At 72.5% G+C, this 18,838-nt stretch carries 13 protein-coding genes, 4 tRNA genes and 1 other RNA gene; 5 read left to right on the plus strand and 13 right to left on the minus strand.

The features are described from left to right. Nucleotides 1-5: 5 nt before the first annotated feature. The 6 genes from purF to purS all read right to left on the minus strand — a co-directional run bounded on the left by purF (nt 6) and on the right by purS (nt 6,644). Nucleotides 6-1,532: an amidophosphoribosyltransferase gene (gene purF, locus ACZ4NT_RS13025; protein ID WP_121404860.1), complete on the minus strand. Its 1,527-nt coding sequence runs from the start codon at nt 1,530-1,532 to the stop codon at nt 6-8. Nucleotides 1,533-1,593: 61 nt separating this feature from the next. Beyond that, nucleotides 1,594-2,391 (minus strand): META domain-containing protein, encoded by a 798-nt coding sequence (locus ACZ4NT_RS13030; protein ID WP_467725213.1) that lies wholly within the window; start codon nt 2,389-2,391, stop codon nt 1,594-1,596. Nucleotides 2,392-2,465: 74 nt separating this feature from the next. Continuing rightward, nucleotides 2,466-3,263, minus strand: coding sequence for a maleylpyruvate isomerase family mycothiol-dependent enzyme (locus ACZ4NT_RS13035; protein WP_121404862.1), 798 nt, complete (start codon nt 3,261-3,263; stop codon nt 2,466-2,468). A 197-nt stretch (nt 3,264-3,460) separates the two neighbouring features. Beyond that, entirely contained in the window at nt 3,461-5,719 is a 2,259-nt protein-coding gene (purL, locus tag ACZ4NT_RS13040; protein ID WP_121404863.1) for a phosphoribosylformylglycinamidine synthase subunit PurL, read from the minus strand. Beyond that, nucleotides 5,716-6,396: a phosphoribosylformylglycinamidine synthase subunit PurQ gene (gene purQ / locus ACZ4NT_RS13045; RefSeq protein WP_121404864.1), complete on the minus strand. Its 681-nt coding sequence runs from the start codon at nt 6,394-6,396 to the stop codon at nt 5,716-5,718. The genes purL and purQ overlap by 4 nt, the downstream gene beginning before the upstream one ends. Then, the gene (gene purS, locus ACZ4NT_RS13050; protein WP_121404865.1) at nt 6,393-6,644 is read right to left on the minus strand and encodes a phosphoribosylformylglycinamidine synthase subunit PurS; all 252 of its coding nucleotides are present in this window, start codon (nt 6,642-6,644) and stop codon (nt 6,393-6,395) included. The genes purQ and purS overlap by 4 nt, the downstream gene beginning before the upstream one ends. 361 nt (nt 6,645-7,005) lie before the next feature. On the opposite strand from purS, the gene ACZ4NT_RS13055 reads away from it, so the two are divergent. From ACZ4NT_RS13055 to ACZ4NT_RS13070, 4 genes are all read left to right on the plus strand, one after another. Continuing rightward, entirely contained in the window at nt 7,006-7,323 is a 318-nt protein-coding gene (locus ACZ4NT_RS13055) for a histone-like nucleoid-structuring protein Lsr2 (protein WP_121404866.1), read from the plus strand. 167 nt (nt 7,324-7,490) lie between these two features. Then, nucleotides 7,491-7,562, plus strand: a tRNA-Gly gene (locus ACZ4NT_RS13060). 79 nt (nt 7,563-7,641) lie between these two features. Then, a tRNA-Gly gene (locus ACZ4NT_RS13065) sits at nt 7,642-7,717 on the plus strand. A 151-nt stretch (nt 7,718-7,868) separates the two neighbouring features. Beyond that, nucleotides 7,869-7,944 (plus strand) — tRNA-Gly (locus ACZ4NT_RS13070). Between the two features lie 45 nt (nt 7,945-7,989). Here ACZ4NT_RS13070 and ACZ4NT_RS13075 read toward each other — a convergent pair. The 6 genes from ACZ4NT_RS13075 to ffs all read right to left on the minus strand — a co-directional run bounded on the left by ACZ4NT_RS13075 (nt 7,990) and on the right by ffs (nt 17,744). Next, entirely contained in the window at nt 7,990-8,889 is a 900-nt protein-coding gene (locus tag ACZ4NT_RS13075) for a phosphoribosylaminoimidazolesuccinocarboxamide synthase (protein ID WP_467725217.1), read from the minus strand. Between the two features lie 174 nt (nt 8,890-9,063). Next, nucleotides 9,064-10,587, minus strand: coding sequence for a N,N-dimethylformamidase beta subunit family domain-containing protein (locus ACZ4NT_RS13080; RefSeq protein ID WP_467725218.1), 1,524 nt, complete (start codon nt 10,585-10,587; stop codon nt 9,064-9,066). Nucleotides 10,588-11,666: 1,079 nt separating this feature from the next. Continuing rightward, nucleotides 11,667-13,454 (minus strand): M48 family metalloprotease, encoded by a 1,788-nt coding sequence (locus ACZ4NT_RS13085; protein WP_467725488.1) that lies wholly within the window; start codon nt 13,452-13,454, stop codon nt 11,667-11,669. Nucleotides 13,455-13,808: 354 nt separating this feature from the next. Further along, entirely contained in the window at nt 13,809-15,062 is a 1,254-nt protein-coding gene (gene purD, locus ACZ4NT_RS13090; protein WP_121404870.1) for a phosphoribosylamine--glycine ligase, read from the minus strand. A gap of 204 nt (nt 15,063-15,266) precedes the next feature. After that, complete coding sequence (locus ACZ4NT_RS13095; protein ID WP_467725220.1) at nt 15,267-17,528, minus strand: DNA polymerase III subunit gamma and tau; 2,262 nt, start codon at nt 17,526-17,528, stop codon at nt 15,267-15,269. A 121-nt stretch (nt 17,529-17,649) separates the two neighbouring features. Then, nucleotides 17,650-17,744, minus strand: an RNA gene (ffs, locus tag ACZ4NT_RS13100) — signal recognition particle sRNA small type. A 72-nt stretch (nt 17,745-17,816) separates the two neighbouring features. Here ffs and ACZ4NT_RS13105 point away from each other — a divergent pair. Next, nucleotides 17,817-17,904: transfer RNA gene (locus tag ACZ4NT_RS13105), tRNA-Ser, on the plus strand. Between the two features lie 84 nt (nt 17,905-17,988). Here ACZ4NT_RS13105 and ACZ4NT_RS13110 read toward each other — a convergent pair. Further along, the gene (locus ACZ4NT_RS13110) at nt 17,989-18,825 is read right to left on the minus strand and encodes a hypothetical protein (protein ID WP_121404872.1); all 837 of its coding nucleotides are present in this window, start codon (nt 18,823-18,825) and stop codon (nt 17,989-17,991) included. Nucleotides 18,826-18,838 lie beyond the last annotated feature (13 nt).

The following is an 18,838-nucleotide window of genomic DNA, read 5'->3' on the forward strand; positions in this document are numbered from 1 at the left end:
GAGTCTTACGGGCGACGGATCGCGTCGGCCGCGGCCGTCGCGGCGGGACCCGCCGCGAGCTCGGTCTCCAGAAGCTGCTTGCCCAGCAGTTCCGGGTCGGGCAGATCCATCGGGTACTCGCCGTCGAAGCAGGCGCGGCAGAGGTTCGGCTTGGCGATGGTGGTCGCCTCGATCATGCCGTCGATGGAGATGTAGGAGAGGGAGTCGGCGCCCAGGGACGTGCCGATCTCGTCGATCGACATGCCGTTGGCGATCAGCTCGGCGCGGGTGGCGAAGTCGATGCCGAAGAAGCAGGGCCACTTCACGGGCGGCGAGGAGATCCGGATGTGGACCTCGGCGGCGCCCGCCTCACGGAGCATGCGGACCAGGGCACGCTGGGTGTTGCCGCGCACGATCGAGTCGTCGACGACGACCAGGCGCTTGCCCTTGATGACTTCCTTGAGCGGGTTCAGCTTCAGCCGGATGCCGAGCTGGCGGATCGTCTGCGAGGGCTGGATGAAGGTCCGCCCGACATAGGCGTTCTTCACGAGACCCGCACCGAAGGGAATGCCGGAGGCCTCCGCGTAACCGATCGCGGCGGGCGTCCCGGACTCCGGAGTCGCTATGACGAGATCCGCGTCGACCGGAGCTTCCTTGGCGAGTTTCCGGCCCATCTCGACGCGCGAGAGATAGACGTTCCGGCCGGCGATGTCCGTGTCGGGACGGGCCAGATACACGTACTCGAAGACACAGCCCTTGGGCTTTGCCTCCGCGAATCGCGAGGTCCGCAGGCCGTTCTCGTCGATGGCGACGAACTCGCCCGGCTCGATCTCACGGACGTAGGCGGCGCCGCAGATGTCCAGGGCGGCGGACTCGGAGGCCACCACCCAGCCGCGCTCCAGGCGGCCGAGGACCAGCGGGCGGATGCCCTGCGGGTCGCGGGCCGCGTACAGGGTGTGCTCGTCCATGAAGACGAGGCTGAAGGCGCCCTTGACCTGCGGGAGGATCCTGGCGGACGCCTCCTCGATGGTCAGCGGCTTGCCGTCGTCGTCCACCTGGGCCGCGAGGAGCGCCGTCAGGAGGTCGGTGTCGTTGGTGGCCGCGACACGAGTGGTCCGGCCGTCCTGCTTGGGGAGGTCGGCGACCATCTCGGCGAGCTGCGCCGTGTTGACCAGGTTGCCGTTGTGGCCGAGCGCGATCGAGCCGTGCGCGGTGGCACGGAACGTCGGCTGGGCGTTCTCCCAGACGGAGGCACCGGTGGTCGAGTAGCGGGCGTGACCGACCGCGATGTGACCTTGGAGCGAACCGAGAGAGGTCTCGTCGAAGACCTGGGACACGAGGCCCATGTCCTTGAAGACGAGGATCTGGGAGCCGTTGCTGACCGCGATCCCCGCGGATTCCTGACCTCGATGCTGAAGGGCGTAGAGCCCGAAGTAAGTGAGCTTGGCGACCTCTTCGCCCGGAGCCCAGACACCGAAGACGCCGCAAGCGTCCTGGGGGCCTTTCTCACCGGGGAGCAGATCATGATTGAGTCGACCGTCACCACGTGGCACGCCTCCGAGTGTAGGCGAGATCGAGTACTGGTCCGAATTGGGTACGGCGGCCCACCGTGCGTCACTTGGCGGCGACGGCCGTCACGCTCGCGCCGTTTTCGCTGGTCAGAGTGAGGGTGCGGTGGTCGATCCGGTACGCGACCCGTCCGTCGAAGAGCGCGAGGAGGCTCTCCTCGGTGGCCATGAGTGAGCCGTCGCACATCATTTTGGTGGTGGTGGGGGTGCCGAGGGTGATATGTCCGTCGCGGACGGTGGCGTCGGCGCCGCCCCTGTTGCATCCGAGCCGGCCGCCGAACGTGCCGTGTTTCCGGTCCAGGGTGAGGCGGACCTTGTCCCGGGCGGCCTTCGGCAGGGGCTGCGCGGTGTCACCGTCCCCGAGCCTGGTGACCCGCCACGTCGTGCCGTGGAGGGGCGCGTCCTTCTCCCTGGTGAGGCGGACGCGGTCCCCGTCCCCGGTGGTGAGGGTGAGCCGGTCGCCCTCGGCCCGGGGGGTGAGGGCGCCGTCGGCGAGGGTGCGGGCCAGGGTGTCCTCGAACTTCATCGCGCCCTTCTCGCAGGCCATCTCGGTCGACGTCGTCCTGCCGAGGTCGATGCGGTCGCCCTTGAAGGCGGCCCGTGCGGTGAAGTGGTTGCAGCCGTAGTCGCCCCGGACCCGGCCGTCGTGGCCGATCCGCAGGTGCGCCCCGGAGGGTGCGGTACGGGTCGTGCCGTCCACCGTGACGTCGTCGATCGTCCAGTGGGTGCCGGCGACGGCGGTTTCCGGGTCCGGGCCGACCGAGCCGCTGCCTGTCTCGTTGCCACAGGCCACGGCGAGCGGGAGCAGTGTCAGTGCGGTGAGGGTCAGTCGCTGCCTGTACATGCCGGTGTGACGGGGCGGGTGGGGTGATCGGTTCCCCGCCGCGGCACCGGCCGGGAGCGTCGACCGACGACGGGTCAGCTCATCAGGGGCAGCAGTCCCGAGAGGTCCGCCCGCTCGCCGCTCGCACTGACCCTGGCCTCGGCCAGGGCGGTGTGCCAGGTGGTCCGCCCCGTCGCGAGCCTGATCCAGGTCAGCGGATCGGTCTCGACGACGTTCGGCGGGGTGCCGCGGGTGTGCCGGGGGCCCGGCACGCACTGCACGACGGCGTACGGCGGGACGCGCACCTCGGTCGACGCTCCCGGCGCCTTCACCGCGAGGGCGTCCGCGAGCAGGCGGGTGCAGGCGGCGAGGGCCTGGCGGTCGCAGGGGATGTCGAGGCCGGGCAGGGCGCGGTTGAGGTCGTCGGTGTGCACGACGAGTTCGACGGTACGGGTGACCAGGTGGTCGGCGAGCGTCATGGCACCCGCGCGGATGTCGACGACGCGGCCCGCGGGGGCGGCGGCCAGGCGGTCGGCGAGGCGCTCCTCGGTGCGGGCGAACAGTGCGTCGAGGTCCGGGGTGCGGGCGGCGAGCTGCCGTACGCCGTCGGCGATGGCCTCCGCGAACCCGGCGCTGACGGACAGCATGTCGATCAGGGAGAGTTCCGCCCGGGCCGGTTCGTCCCGGTCAAGGGCGAGGCTGACGGACTCCACGGTCATGGCGACGTGGACGGCCAGGTCGCGCACGGTCCAGTCGCCGAGTCCCGACGGCCGCGCCAACTGCTCGTCGTCGAGGCCGCGTACGGCGTCCCGTACGTTCCGGAACTGGGCCGAGACGGCGGCGCGGATCTTGGCGGGGTCGTACGTGCGGGTGCGTTTCCTGGCCGGTGGCATGATCCTCAGCCTAGATCCTGGGCGGCCGCGCGGACCGGGAGTTCCCACCGTCCTCCGGCCCGGGGCCGGGCGGGGAGCGCGGCGCTCGCTCCGGGGACCTCGCGGTGTCCGCACCACAGCCGAAGGCCCCGCCCGGAAGCAGACCGGGCGGGGCCTTCACGCACGTGCGGCGGCAAGCCGCCGCGGACGGCGGGCGGCTACGCCAGCAGCGCCGGGATCGTGGCCTCGTGGGCCGAGCGCAGCTCGTCCAGGGAGAGGGCGAACTCGCCCTGGACCTCGACCGCGTCCCCGTCGACGACGCCGATACGGGTGACGGGCAGACCCCGCGCACCGCACATGTCGTTGAAGCGGACCTCTTCCGAGCGCGGGACGGCGACGACCGCGCGGCCCGCCGACTCCGAGAACAGCAGGGTGAACGCGTCGAGACCGTCGGGCACGATCAGCCGCGCGCCCTTGTTCCCCTGCAGCGCCGACTCGACCACGGCCTGGATCAGACCGCCGTCGGACAGGTCGTGCGCGGAGTCGATCATGCCGTCGCGGGACGCCGAGATGAGGATCTCGCCGAGCAGCCGCTCGCGCTCCAGGTCGACCTGCGGCGGAAGCCCGCCCAGGTGGTCGTGGACGACCTGGGACCAGGCCGAGCCGCCGAACTCCTCGCGGGTGTCGCCGAGCAGGTAGAGGAGCTGGCCCTCTTCCTGGAAGGCGACCGGGGTGCGGCGGGCGACGTCGTCGATGACACCGAGCACGGCGACGACCGGCGTCGGGTGGATGGCCGCCTCGCCCGTCTGGTTGTAGAGCGAGACGTTGCCGCCGGTCACCGGGGTGCCCAGCTGCTGGCAGCCGTCGGCGAGTCCGCGGATCGCCTCGGCGAACTGCCACATGACCGCGGGGTCCTCGGGCGAGCCGAAGTTGAGGCAGTCGGAGACGGCCAGCGGCTTGGCGCCGGTCGTCGCCACGTTGCGGTACGCCTCGGCCAGCGCGAGCTGCGCGCCCGTGTACGGGTCGAGCTTGGCGAAGCGGCCGTTGCCGTCGGTGGCGATGGCGACGCCGAGGCCGGTCTCCTCGTCGATGCGGATCATGCCCGAGTCCTCGGGCTGCGCCAGCACGGTGTTGCCCTGCACGAAGTGGTCGTACTGGGAGGTGATCCAGGACTTGGAGGCCTGGTTCGGGGAGGAGACGAGCCGCAGGACCTGGTCCTTCAGCTCCTCGCTCGTCGCCGGGCGGGGCAGCTTGTTCGCGTCGTCGGCCTGGAGGGCGTCCTGCCAGGACGGGCGGGCGTAGGGGCGCTCGTAGACCGGGCCGTCGTGCGCGACCGTGCGCGGGTCGACGTCGACGATCTTGCCGCCGTGCCAGTAGATCTCCAGGCGGTCGCCGTCGGTGACCTCACCGATGACCGTCGCGATGACGTCCCACTTGTCGCAGATCTCCAGGAAGCGGTCGACCTTCTCCGGCTCGACCACGGCGCACATCCGCTCCTGCGACTCGCTCATGAGGATCTCCTCGGGCGAGAGCGTGGAGTCGCGCAGCGGTACGTCGTCCAGGGTGACCCGCATGCCGCCCGAGCCGTTCGAGGCCAGCTCGGAGGTGGCGCAGGACAGGCCGGCCGCGCCGAGGTCCTGGATGCCGACGACCAGCTTCTCGGCGAAGGCCTCCAGGGTGCACTCGATGAGGAGCTTCTCCTGGAAGGGGTCGCCGACCTGGACGGCGGGCCGCTTCGACGGCTTCGCGTCGTCGAAGGTCTCCGAGGCCAGGATCGAGGCGCCGCCGATGCCGTCACCGCCGGTACGGGCCCCGTAGAGGATGACCTTGTTGCCGGCGCCGGACGCCTTCGCGAGGTGGATGTCCTCGTGCTTCATCACGCCGATGGCACCGGCGTTGACCAGCGGGTTGCCCTGGTAGCAGGCGTCGAAGACGACCTCGCCGCCGATGTTGGGCAGGCCCAGGCAGTTGCCGTAGCCGCCGATGCCGGCGACGACGCCGGGCAGGACGCGCTTGGTGTCGGGGTGGTCCGCCGCACCGAAGCGGAGGGGGTCCACGACCGCGACCGGGCGGGCGCCCATCGCGATGATGTCGCGCACGATGCCGCCGACACCCGTGGCCGCGCCCTGGTAGGGCTCGACGTACGAGGGGTGGTTGTGCGATTCGACCTTGAAGGTGACGGCATAGCCCTGGCCGACGTCGACGACGCCGGCGTTCTCGCCGATGCCGACGAGCAGCGCGTCGGACTGCGGGGCCTTCTCGCCGAACTGGCGCAGGTGGACCTTGGAGGACTTGTACGAGCAGTGCTCGGACCACATGACCGAGTACATGGCGAGCTCGGCGCCGGTGGGCCGGCGGCCGAGGATCTCCACGACCCGCTCGTACTCGTCCTTCTTCAGGCCAAGTTCGGCCCAGGGCAGCTCGACGTCAGGGGTAGCGGCCGCGTTCTCGACCGTGTCCAGAGGCGTGCGGCTCATGCGTTGACCAGCTTCTTGAGGATCGAGGTGAAGAAGGGGAGACCGTCGGTGCGACCGGACCCGATGAGGGGCTCGACGGCGTGCTCGGGGTGCGGCATGAGGCCGACCACGTTCCCGGCCTCGTTGGTGATCCCGGCGATGTCCCGCAGCGAGCCGTTCGGGTTGAAGTCGACGTAGCGGAACGCGACCCGGCCCTCGGCCTCCAGCTGGTCGAGCGTGCGCTCGTCGGCGACGTACCGCCCGTCCATGTTCTTCAGCGGGATGTGGATCTCCTGGCCGGACTCGTAGTCGGTGGTCCAGGAGGTGTCCGCGTTCTCCACCCGCAGCTTCTGGTCACGGCAGATGAAGTGCAGGTGGTCGTTGCCGAGCATGGCGCCCGGCAGCAGGTGCGCCTCGGTGAGGATCTGGAAGCCGTTGCAGATGCCGAGGACCGGCATTCCCGACTTCGCCTGCTCGATCAGGGGCTCCATCACCGGCGAGAAGCGGGCGATGGCGCCGGCCCGCAGATAGTCGCCGTACGAGAAACCGCCGCACAGCACCACGGCGTCGACCTGCTTGAGGTCCTTGTCCTTGTGCCAGAGGGCGACGGGCTCGGCACCGGCGAGCCGGATCGCACGCTGCGTGTCCCGGTCGTCGAGGCTGCCCGGAAAGGTGACGACTCCAATACGAGCGGTCACTTCTCTTCCTCCACCTTCACGGTGAAGTCCTCGATCACGGTGTTGGCGAGGAAGGATTCCGCGAGTTCGTGGATGCGGGCGAGAGCGGCGTCGTCCACCGGTCCGTCCACTTCGAGTTCGAATCGCTTTCCCTGACGTACGTCGGAGACACCGTCGAAACCGAGGCGCGGCAGTGCACGCTGCACCGCCTGGCCCTGGGGGTCGAGGATCTCCGGCTTGAGCATGACGTCGACTACGACGCGTGCCACTGGCACTCCCGGTGTGTGGTGCTGAGCAGGTCGCTTCAGACTACCCGCACAAAATTTCTACTCGCGTAGATTCGTAGAATCCTACGTGAGCCCGATCACGATCACGCATCGACGCGAGGGCGACCACGGAAAATCCTGGGAAAAACCGCAGAAGAGCGGCGGCACCCCATTGCCTCTGGACACGCGGGGGGATTTAGTCGGGCTTCACAATGCAATGCCGGGCACTGTACAAAGGAATTGGCAATAGCCGATACTTTGCCCAATAACAGCCGGACAGTCGACATCTCTCCGCCTACTTCACGACGTCTGTGCACGTCATGGCGCGTGATCGCGGAGGAGTCGCACGAAGGGACCGATATTCGTGGCGCAGCGTGTCGTGGTCACTCTCTTTGACGACATCGACGGCTCGGAAGCGGCGGAGACGATCGCCTTCGGACTCGACGGCAAGTCGTACGAGATCGACCTCAATCCAGCCAATGCCAAGAAACTGCGTAAGGTGCTCGCCCCCTACGTCGAGGCCGGCCGCAAGCGCGCCAGGTCCGGCAAGGCGTACACGCACACCGCGTTGACGCCCGACCCGGCCGCCGTCCGCGCCTGGGCGCGCTCCAACAAGCTGGACGTGCCGCCGCGCGGCCGGATCCCGAAGAAGGTCTACGACGCCTTCGCCGAGGCCCACTGAGGCCGCGCCCGTTCGGGGGCCCGGGCTCTCCGCCTCGCTCGGGGGGTGCGGCAAGGGCCCGTCAGCCGGCCCTGGGGGCAGCCGACTTGCGCTGCCCCCCTGCTGGTCAGCTAGAGTCTGGAGCACGCCGACGGGCAAGGCCGAAAGGCCGCAGCTCACGAGGCCGCGCGGGTGTAGTTCAGTAGTAGAACATCCCCCTTCCAGGGGGAAGGCGCAGTGTGCAATTCCTGTCACCCGCTCTGCATCGCTTACCCACCACTCTTGTGGATCAGGTAAGGTGGTGCCCGCGCCGATCGGTGAAAGCCGGTCGGAGGCAATGCGAACGTAGCTCAGTTGGTAGAGCGCAACCTTGCCAAGGTTGAGGTCGCGAGTTCGAACCTCGTCGTTCGCTCCACATGAAAGGCCCCGGTCCACGACCGGGGCCTTTCGTCATGCCCGGAACGTACGGGATGCGCGTCGGCCGTTCCGGGGGCGAACCTGCGTGCGACGGTGCGTCCCGGGCACCGAAAAGGTTGGGTATAGTAGCTGTCGCGCCACGGCGCAGTGCGGACGTAGCTCAGTTGGTAGAGCGCAACCTTGCCAAGGTTGAGGTCGCGAGTTCGAGCCTCGTCGTCCGCTCCACATGAAGAAGCCCCCGGCCCTGAGGCCGGGGGCTTCTTCGTGCGTTCAGGACCAGCTCGTCCCCGTCAGGCGCTCGTACGCCTCGATGTACTTGGCGCGCGTCGCCGCCACGACCTGCGCGGGCGGCGCGGGCGGGGGCTGCTCGCTCTTGCGGTCCCAGCCGGAGTCCGGCGAGGTCAGCCAGTCGCGGACGAACTGCTTGTCGTACGACGGCTGGGCACGGCCCGGCTCCCACTCGTCGGCCGGCCAGAAGCGGGAGGAGTCCGGGGTGAGCACCTCGTCGGCCAGGACGAGCGTCTCAGCGTCGTAGCCGAACTCGAACTTGGTGTCCGCCAGGATGATGCCGCGCTCACGGGCGATGTCGCGGGCCCGGGCGTACACGGCGAGGGTCGTCTGACGGAGCTGGGCCGCGGTCTCGGCGCCGACCTGACGGGCCACCTCCTCGTACGAGACGTTCTCGTCGTGCTCGCCGACCGCCGCCTTGGTGGCCGGGGTGAAGATCGGGGCGGGCAGCTCCGAGCCGTCGACGAGGCCCTCCGGCAGAGCGAGGCCGCAGACCGTACGGGAGTCGTTGTACTCGACGAGGCCCGAGCCGGTCAGATAGCCGCGCGCCACACACTCGACCGGGACCATCCGCAGCGACTTGCAGATCAGGGTGCGGCCCGCCCAGTCGGCCGGGGCGCCCGGCGGCAGGTCGGTGCTCAGGACGTGGTTGGGGGCCAGGTCGGCGAGCTGGTCGAACCACCACAGCGACAACCGGGTCAGCACGCGGCCCTTGTCGGGGATCTCGGCCGGGAGCACCCAGTCGTAGGCGGAGATGCGGTCGCTGGCGACCATCACGAGGTCGCCCGCCTCGTTCTGGTACAGGTCGCGCACCTTGCCGGTGTGCAGGTGCACCAGGCCCGGCACCTGCAGGGGCTCGGGCTTGTCGACGAATCCGGACACGGTTCCTCCCCGTGGTTGAAGAAAAGGGGCGCCCGCGGGGCCCGAAGAGGCTGGCGGTGGGCGACGGGTGGGCCCAGGTGGCTCGATTCTCCCGTATGCGGGAGGCGGCTCCGGCCACCGGGTGGACGACAGGGGACCGGGCCCGGTGCGGCCACCGGCGTGCGGCGGTACCGCTCAGTCGCGTTTGCAGATGCGGTCGAGGAGGTTCGCCGTGGCGCGCTGGACACGGGCGTCCACGTGCCCCGGGCGGTCCAGGGCCGGCGACCACGCGAACGTCCCGGACGCGAAGACCAGGGCGCCGGACGCCGCGCGGTAGACGGAGGTCTCCTGGTGGCGGGTGACCCCCTCGCCGTCCGCGTACGGGGAGTGCGCCAGCAGGATCCGGCCCTGGTGCTCGGGGAGCGGGGTGCGCGGAAAGTACCGGTCCGCCTCGCCGGCGACCAGGCCCGGGAGTTCGTCGCCCTCGTGCGCGCCGGTCGCCTCCCACAGCCAGTGGTCGGCGTTCCGGACGACGAGCGGGTGTGGTTCCGGGACCCGGCCCGCGTACTGGATGCCGATCAACTGCTGCTCCGGGCGGTCGATCTCGCGCCAGAGCGCCGGTTTGCCGGGGCCCCGGCGCTTGCGGCAGGTCAGCAGGCGGTCGGGGACACCGGACGGGGACGGGCCCAACTCCACCTGCCAGTACATGGTGTTGGCGGAGAGGAAGACGAGGGAGGTGCCGTGGTCGCGGGCGCGCTCCGCCGTGCGGCGCATGGCCGTCGACCAGTACTCGTCGTGGCCGGGGAAGACCAGGCCCCGGTAGCGGGTGGGGTCCACCCGGCCGGCGTGCAGATCGCGGGCGTCCGCGTAGGCGAGGTCGTAGCCGTAGCGCTCCGCCCAGCGGATGAAGTCGTAGGCGTGGCCCACGTGGAGCGGGAGGCCGGCACCGGCGTACGGCCGGTCGAAGGAGATCGTCGTCGCGGCGTCGGCCTCGCCGAGCAGGCGGCCGTTCTCGTCCCACGCGTGGTACAGGCTCGCGCCGGTGCGGCCGTCCTCCGGATAGAGGTTGTACGCCTGCCAGGTGATGTCCGGGAGGAGGAGCAGCAGGTCGGCGGGCTGGTCGTCGCGGACCGTGAAGGGTACGTGGGAGCGGTAGCCGTCGGCCGTGGTGAGTACGGCGACGTAGGCGCCGACCGTCCAGTAGGACGGGATCTGCAGTCGCCAGGACAGCCACCAGTGGTGGCAGGAGACCGTGCGGTCGGCGGTGAGCGGGGGTGGCTGGACGATGCCGGAGAGGCGGGGGCTGGTGGTGATCTTCGCGGCGCCGTCACCGCCGTAGTGGCCGATGCGGTAGATGTCGACGCTGAATTCCTGCGGTGGGTCGACCGTGATGTGGAAGTCGATGGCCTCGCCGGGGGTGGCCGCGCCGGTGGAGGTGAACCCCTTGATCTGGCGGCGGACGTCGTCGGCGGAGCGGGGGCCGGAGGCGGAGGCGCGGCGGGGGTGCGGGACGGTGGTGGCCTTGCCGGAGTGCCGGGGGTCGGTCTCGCGCAGGGCGAGGTCGTCGGCGGGGTCGATGTACCAGGGGACGACCTGGCCGGTGTCGCCGAAGTACTGCTCGTCGCCGCGGAGCCAGGGGACCGGGCCCTGGCCGAAGGGGTCCGTCACGGCGTGCGCCAGGGCTCCGGACTCCCAGCGGCGGATCTGCTCCGAACCCATGGCTGCTCCCCTCCTCCGTGCCCCCGTCACCGTTGCGGTTCCTGCCTTGTGCGCGATCGGTCCCAGCACATCACATAACGCGCGCACTCCGTCACCGTTCGTCGCGAATTGGCGTTAACGGAGCGGGGGCCTCCGGCTGGGGTGCGTGGGGGCGGGGTCGGTGCGGGTGCGTGGTCGGTGCGGGTGCGTGGTCGGTGGGGGTGCGTGGTCGGTGCGGGTGCGTGGTCGGTGCGGGTGCGTGGTCGGTGGGGGTGCGCTGTCGGTGCGGGTGCGCTGCGGGTGGTGGGTGGGTCGGGGCCGTGCCGGTACATCCGCCCGTCGCCGGTTGGCACCTCCGTCCGTCACCAGCGTTCCTCGGTGGGGTGTGACCCCGTCTCGACGGGCATCTGATGTACCGGCACGGCCCCTTCCGTGCACTGGCGGCTGCGGGCGCGTACGGATTGCGCTGCGGGCACGCGGTGCGTCATCAGCTGCGGGTGGGCGTGCGGGGAGTGGGGTGGCGCCCGGTCGGCTCTGGCTGCGGGCGCGCGCCGCTCCGGCTGCGGGCAGGCGGCACGGGGTGGGGCCCGGTCAGCCCTGGCTGCGGGCAGGCGGCGCGGGGTGGGGCCCGGTCGGCCCTAGCTGCGGGCAGGCGGCGCGGGGTGGGGCCCGGTCGGCCCTAGCTGCGGGCAGGCGGCGCGGGGTGGGGCCCGGTCGGCCATAGCTGCGGGCAGGCGGCGCGGGGTGGGGCCCGGTCGGCCCTAGCTGCGGGCAGGCGGCGCGGGGTGGGGGCCGGTCGGCCCTAGCTGCGGGCAGGCGTGCCGCAAGGGGCGGCACGGGTGGGCGCAGGCGGCACCCCGTCGGCGCCGGGTTCGCCGTCCCACCCCGGCGCCAGCCGGGATAAGGGGTGCTGGTGGGCGCGGGGGAGTGGGCCCACCCGGGCGGCACCCCGTCGGCGCCGGGTTCGCCGTCCCGGCCCGGCGCCCGCCGGAACAAGGGCGCTGGTGGGCGTCGGGTCCGTCCCGTTGGTGAAGGGTTCGCCGGCCCGGGGGTGGACGTGAAGTGGCGGAACGTGGGCCCGACCGGGCGGTGGGGCGGGGTCAGACCAGGCGGACCGGTTTTTCCGGGCGGACGCCTGTCTGGTGGAGCCAGGTGGTGAGCGGGGCAGGGTCGCCGGACTCGATGAGGGCCAGGACGCGGGGAGCCAGGTCGGCGGCCCGCTCGCCCTCGACGAGGAGGGCCGGCCCGTCCAGCCAGTCGAGCCCCGGCACCGCACCCGCCGTGTCCATCGCGGCGCAGCAGACCATCGCGGTGACATGGTCGGCCAGCAGCTCCCGCCCCGTACGCGGCGGTTGCAGCGGGAAGAGGGGAAGCATTCCGTCCTCCCACAGCGCGCTGTCGGGGCCGCTCTGGCCGGCGGGGACGGGCTCCACCGCGGCCTCCTCGCGCGCGACCTCCGCGCCGAGCGCCGCCGCCAGCGCGGCCGTCCGCTCGTTGCCCAGGGGGTCCTCGTCCTCGTCGTCGACGACTGTGCCCCCGTCGTCGCCGGCGTCCTCGTCCGCTTCCTGGTGCGGCGGGGCCGTCACGGCGGTGGCGGGGCCGGTCCCCTCGGCCGGTGCGGTCGTCAGGTGGTCCATGACCCGGGACAGGGTGGGCCCGGCGTCGGGTGCGGCCGGGGACGTGGAGGGCCGGACGCCCTGGGCGTCCAGGACGCGGTGCAGGCGGGCGGCGTCGGTCCGCCACTTGCGGTCGACGACCTCCTCCGGATACTCCTGCCAGTTCACCGGCGCCCAGTCGGGTCCGCGCTCGGCGGGCCCGCCGTGGAAGAGGCGGGCGGCGAGCAGGGAGGCCGCCTCGTCGACGGTGCCGGGCTCCTCGAGCAGGTCGCAGGCGGGGCGCTCGCCCAGCCGCGAGGTGAAGCCCTCCGCGAGGCGGTCGCGCCGCGAGAGTTCGGTGAGGGCCGCGACGACGCCCGCGTCCAGTCGGGAGGGCCAGCGGCCCATCCGCCAGGCGGGCAGCGCGACCCGGGTCAGCAGCCGGTCCCAGCCCGCGTACGCCAGCCCCACCTGTTCCTGGGCGACGATCCGCAGGCCGTAGTCCACGGCCTGGGCGCGCTCGGCGGCGGCTGCCGCCACCCCCCGCTCCATCTCCGCCGCATGGCCGCGGCAGCTGCGCAGGAGCAGGCGCGCCACCCAGCCGGCGCCGCCGAGCACCGGACGGACCAGGGGGCCGCGGGTCGGCGCGGAGGTCTCGGCCACGGCCGCGTCCAGGCCCCGTACGAAACGGCGGGCCGCGGCTATGTCCGGGTGGGCGGAGGGACCCGTGCCCGCGACGACCGGGGCGAGGACCGCGCGCAACTCCCCCACGCGCATCCACCACAGGAACGGCGAGCCGATGACCAGGACGGGGGTGGCGGTACCGCGCCGGTACGCGTACCTGCGGGCCGTGCCGAAGCCGCCGCTCAGGGCCGGCAGGCGGTTGCCGTGGGCCGGGTGGGTGCGGTCCTCCAGCCAGCTGTCGCAGTCCGGGGTGAGCGCTATCGCGGAGGGGACCGGGACGTCGAGCCGGTCGGCCAGGTCGCGCACCATCCGGTACAGGTCGGGCGCGGAGCTCTCGGCGATGTCGACCGTGGGGCTCATCGCCGGGCGGGCCCGGGAGACCATCAGCGCGATGGCGGCGGCCGCCAGGAGCACGGTGACGGCGAGGACCGAGACGATCCAGCGGGCGGTTCCCCAGCCCGAGCCGGTGAGCCGGTCGGTGGTCCCGCCGACGAGCAGCACGACGGCGACGGCCGCGGGCAGCAGGGCGACGGCCAGCGCCCGGCTGCGGACCCGCAGCACGGCGAGAGCCCGGGAGCGCGCTGCTTGCACGCCCACCTCCACACCCATACCGGTCACGACCGGATGCCACCCCCTACCGTCTCGCCCGGGGCCCGCCGTGACACTGGCTGTCACGGTCGGCGCCGGGGCATGCGCTGACGTTGCTCATCCCCCCACTGTGGCACCCGCCACCGACATCGCAATGCCGGTGGGCCAAGTGCCGGAACGCTTGCGCCGCACCCTAGTTGGGGCCTCGGCCCCAGTCAGCCGGATGGGGCATCGGTCACTCGATGGAATGGCTTTGGGGAGAGGTGGATGACAGTGGGCAACGATCAGGCCCCGGATCCCAAGGGGGATCCAGGGCCTGGTCACATCGGTCGCGCGTGACGGAGAGTGGCGGTGGTGGCCGGCCGTCGGCCGCGGTTACGCCTCCGCGGCCGCCTTGGCCGCGATGTCCGTGCGGTGCTGCGATCCGTCGAGGCCGATGCGGGCGACCGCCGCGTAGGCGCGGTCCCGGGCCTGGGTGAGATCGCCGCCGACGGCCGTGACCGACAGCACGCGGCCCCCGGCGCTCACCACGGCGTCGCCGTCGCGCTTCGTCCCGGCGTGCAGGACGTAGGCGTGCGGGGCGTCCTGGGCGGCGACCTCGTCGAGGCCGGTGATCGGATCGCCGGTGCGCGGGGTGTCCGGGTAGTTGTGCGAGGCCACGACGACCGTGACCGCCGCGTCGTCACTCCAGCGCAGCGGCGGGAGGAAGGCGAGGTTGCCGGTGGCGGCGGCGATCAGGAGCCCGGCGAGCGGGGTCTTCAGGCGGGCCAGGACCACCTGGGTCTCCGGGTCGCCGAAGCGGGCGTTGAACTCGATGACCCGCACGCCGCGGCTGGTGATCGCCAGACCGGCGTAGAGCAGGCCGGAGAACGGGGTGCCGCGGCGGCGCAGCTCGTCGACCGTCGGCTGGAGGACCGTCTCCATGACCTCGTCGACCAGCTTCGGGTCCGCCCAGGGCAGGGGGGAGTACGCGCCCATGCCGCCGGTGTTCGGACCCTCGTCGCCGTCCAGGGCGCGCTTGAAGTCCTGGGCCGGCTGGAGCGGGACGACGGCTTCGCCGTCGGTGACCGCGAAGAGGGAGACCTCGGGGCCGTCGAGGAACTCCTCGATGACGACCCGGTCGCAGGCGTTCGCGTGCGCCCGGGCGGCTTCGAGGTCGTCGGTCACGACGACGCCCTTCCCCGCGGCGAGGCCGTCGTCCTTCACGACGTACGGGGGGCCGAAGGCGTCGAGCGCCTCCTCGACCTCGTCGGGCGTCGTGCACACGTAGGAGCGCGCCGTGGGGACTCCCGCGCCCGCCATGACGTCCTTGGCGAAGGCCTTGGAGCCCTCCAGCCGGGCCGCCTCCTTCGAGGGACCGAAGCAGGGGATGCCCGCCTCGCGCACGGCGTCGGCGACGCCCGCGACGAGCGGGGCCTCCGGGCCCACGATCACCAGCTCGGCACCGAGCCGGGTGGCCAGCGCGGCCACGGCGGCGCCGTCGAGGGCGTCGACCGGGTGCAACTCGGCCACCTCCGCGATGCCTGCGTTCCCGGGAGCGCAGTGCAGGGCGGTGACGTCGGGGTCGAGGGACAGGGAGTGGCACAGGGCGTGTTCGCGGGCGCCGCTACCGATGACAAGGACCTTCACGGGGGTCAGCCTAGCCGTCCCCGGCGGGTGACCTTGTAGAGGATTCCGAGGCGCGGACCCGCCGGCGTTGGTGGGATCCTCCGAGAGGCGAGGGGGCGGGCCGCCCCGGGCACGGGCCGCGGGCGCTCCCGGCACGGCGGCTCCGGCACGCTTGGTGCCGTGCGGACACCGGCCCCGGCGCCCCGACGGGCCCGCGGGACGGGCCTATTCGTGCGAGAACTCCTCGACGACCGTCGCCCCGAGCTCGCGGACGATCAGGTCGTGCCCCGAGAGGGCGGACTCGTCGATGTCGGGGTCGTCGTCCTCGGGGGTGTCGTCCTCGGGGGAGACGGGCGGGGGCACCTCCGCGGAGGGCGGGGCGGGTCTCGCGGACGCCGGGGCGCCCGGGGATCCGGAGCCCTGGGCCGGGGCGGGGCGGGCCGCCGGCGACGGCTGCTGCGGTGCGGGGCGGGGGGCGGCCGGTCCACCGCCGTATCCACCGCCGCCGAGCCCGGGGCCCGGGGCGGGCGGCGGTGCCGAACCGCCGGAGGGATCGACGATGGCGTCGATCTTCCACTGGACGTTGAACTGCTCGGCCAGTGCCTGCCGCAGGACGTCCTCGCTGCCGCTGCTCGCGAAGTTGTCCCGGGCGCCCGCGTTCACGAAGCCGATCTGGAGCGTCGTGCCGTCGAAGCCCGTCACCTGCGCGTTCTGGCTGAGCAGGATCCAGGTGAAGCGGCGGCGGTTCTTCACCGCCTCCAGGATGTTCGGCCAGAGGGTGCGGGGGTCGGGGCCGCCGGGCACCGGAGCGGATGCCGGGGCCGCGGCGGCGGGTGCGGGAGCCGCGGGGGCGGCCGGTGCGGTGGGGGCCGCCGGCGCGGGCGGGGTCGCGGCCGGGCTCGGCGGGGTCGGTCCGCCGCCCGCGGGCGTGGCCGTCGGCCAGCCGCCGGGGCGCCGTCCGCCGCCGCCCGCGGCGGTCGCGGCGGGCCAGGCGCCGGGGGCGGGTCCGGCGGGCTGCTGGGCGGGGGCGGCCGGTGCCGGCTGCTGGGCCGTGGGCGCCGGGGCGGGCTGGGGGGCCGGGGCGGGTACGGGATCCGGCTGGACCGGGGCGGGGGCCGGGGTGCCGGTGTCCGTCGCGGGTGCGGGTGCCCCGGCCGACCGCACCGCGGCCCGGGCCGCCGCGGCACCGGCGCCGGGCGGCACGGCGGCGCCGCCGGCCGGTGTCCCGTGCGGCAGTGGCGCGCCGGTCCCGGCGACCGCGCCGTGCGCGTCGGGGCCGGGCGCGGGCACGTAGCCCATGGCCGGACCCGGGCCGCCGCCGGACACCTGCACGCCGCGCTCGATCCGGTCGAGCCGGGCCATGACGGACCGCTCGTCCCCGTAGGCGGCGGGAAGCAGGACGCGCGCGCAGATGAGTTCGAGCTGGAGCCGCGGCGAGGTGGCGCCGCGCATCTCCGTCAGGCCCTCGTTGACGAGGTCGGCGGCGCGGCTCAGCTCCGCGGCTCCGAAGACACCCGCCTGGGCCTGCATGCGCTCCACGACGTCGGCGGGGGCGTCGATGAGCCCCTTCTCCGCGGCGTCCGGCACGGCCGCCAGGATCACCAGGTCCCGCAGCCGCTCCAGCAGGTCGGCCACGAAGCGGCGGGGGTCGTTGCCGCCCTCGATGACGCGGTCGACGACCTCGAAGGCCGCGGCGCCGTCACCGGAGGCGAAGGCCTCGACCACGGAGTCCAGCAGCGACCCGTCCGTGTAGCCGAGCAGGGAGGTGGCCATGGCGTATGTCACACCCGCGTCGCCCGCTCCGGCGAGCAGCTGGTCCATGACGGACATGGAGTCACGCACGGAACCGGCACCGGCCCGCACGACCAGCGGAAGGACGCCGTCCTCCACGGGGATGCCCTCGCTGGCGCAGACCTCGCCCAGGTAGCTCCGCAGGGTGCCGGGCGGCACCAGCCGGAAGGGGTAGTGGTGCGTCCTCGACCGGATCGTGCCGATGACCTTCTCGGGCTCGGTCGTGGCGAAGATGAACTTGAGGTGCTCCGGAGGCTCCTCGACCACCTTCAGCAGTGCGTTGAAGCCGGCCGGCGTGACCATGTGGGCCTCGTCGATGATGTAGATCTTGTACCGGCTGCTCGCGGGGCCGAAGAAGGCCTTCTCCCGCAGGTCACGGGCGTCGTCGACGCCTCCGTGGGACGCGGCGTCGATCTCGATGACGTCGATGGAGCCCGGGCCGTTCCTCGCCAGGTCGCGGCAGGACTGGCACGTGCCGCACGGCGTCGGGGTGGGGCCCTGCTCGCAGTTCAGACAGCGGGCGAGGATGCGCGCGCTCGTCGTCTTACCGCACCCGCGCGGACCGCTGAACAGGTACGCGTGATTGACCCGGTTGTTCCGCAGCGCCTGCGACAACGGGTCGGTGACATGCTCCTGCCCGATGACCTCGGCGAACGACTCCGGGCGATAGCGGCGGTACAGCGCGAGAGACGACACGCATACGAGGTTATAGGCGCCCACCGACAACCCGGACCGCCCGGAAGCGCCTTCGCTCCGGACCCGCCCGCCCCTCCGGCACCGCCCGGTCCCCACCGGTCCGGGCCCCTGCCCCGGGAACGCAGACGCCCCCCACGCACCCGCCAGAGCCGACCTACCCTTGCTGCCTTCCGGCCCTGGGGGAGTTCAGTCAGATAGCGCCACGTGAGGGGCTCCGCACAGGTTACCTGATCCTGGCGGGGAGAACGAGTTCGCGAGCACTCCTCAACGTCTTGTATTGTTTGCCGCGGAGGATTCGCCTAGAGGCCTAGGGCGCACGCTTGGAAAGCGTGTTGGGGGCAACCCCTCACGAGTTCGAATCTCGTATCCTCCGCCAGTGCCTCACCGGGCACTAACGTCGAAGGGCCCCGCTGCTTGCAGCGGGGCCCTTCGACGTTGGGGTTCTCCTGCCGCGGGCCGGTCAGGGGTGCTCGAAGAGCTGGAGCACCCCGCCGACGGAGAAGCACAGGGCTCCGGCCAGGGTGCCCCAGTTGGCGATGTCGACGTTCACGGCGCTTCCCGTCGCGGGGCGGGTGAAGTCGGCCAGCGCGGAGACCATGAAGAGGACCGAGCCGACCTGGTTGACCGCGACGATCCACCAGCCGAGGTCGCGGGGACGGACGCCCCACCGGCCGTGGCAGACCTCCATCAGGGCGAGGTGGCCCGAGACCAGGAAGAGGATGCACCCGACCACGTCGGGGGCCCAGACCAGTCTGTTCACCTGCTGCACCGACAGCCCCTGCAGCAGGGAACTCAGCAGGTTGACGCCGAACACGAGCGTGCCCACGAACAGCACGAAGGTGCTGAGCCAGTCGATCCGGCCGGGCTCGTAGCTCCACCATGCCCAGCGCCCGGTGGTGAGCGCCCCGGCTCCGCCGTCCCGGCGGGGGGTGTTGACGGCCTGGAGCAGTGACGCGTAGCCGCCCGTGTTGAAGAAGAGACCGCCGACGAAGTAGATCCAGACTGCCGTGTGGTCGCCCCGGCCGAACTGCGCGAGGCCCGCCCCGAGGGCGAACAGGCCGCCACCGACCACGAACGCGCTCGCGGCGATGACGTTCAGCCTGCGCAGACGGACCACCGAGGCGCTGTCGGCCTTCCGGGAGCGCGGCTCGGACTCTCCCGCGGCCCGCACGGTGAGCAGTCCCCGCTTGCGGGCCCGCCGCGACTCCCAGACCGCGATACCGCCGCCCCGGGGACTCCAGGTCAGCCGGGTCGTGAACGGCCCCGCGCCCTCCGCCCTCTCCTTGATGTTGCTCACCCGTCGACCGTAG

This window comes from Streptomyces sp. NPDC026417 (assembly GCF_055567695.1).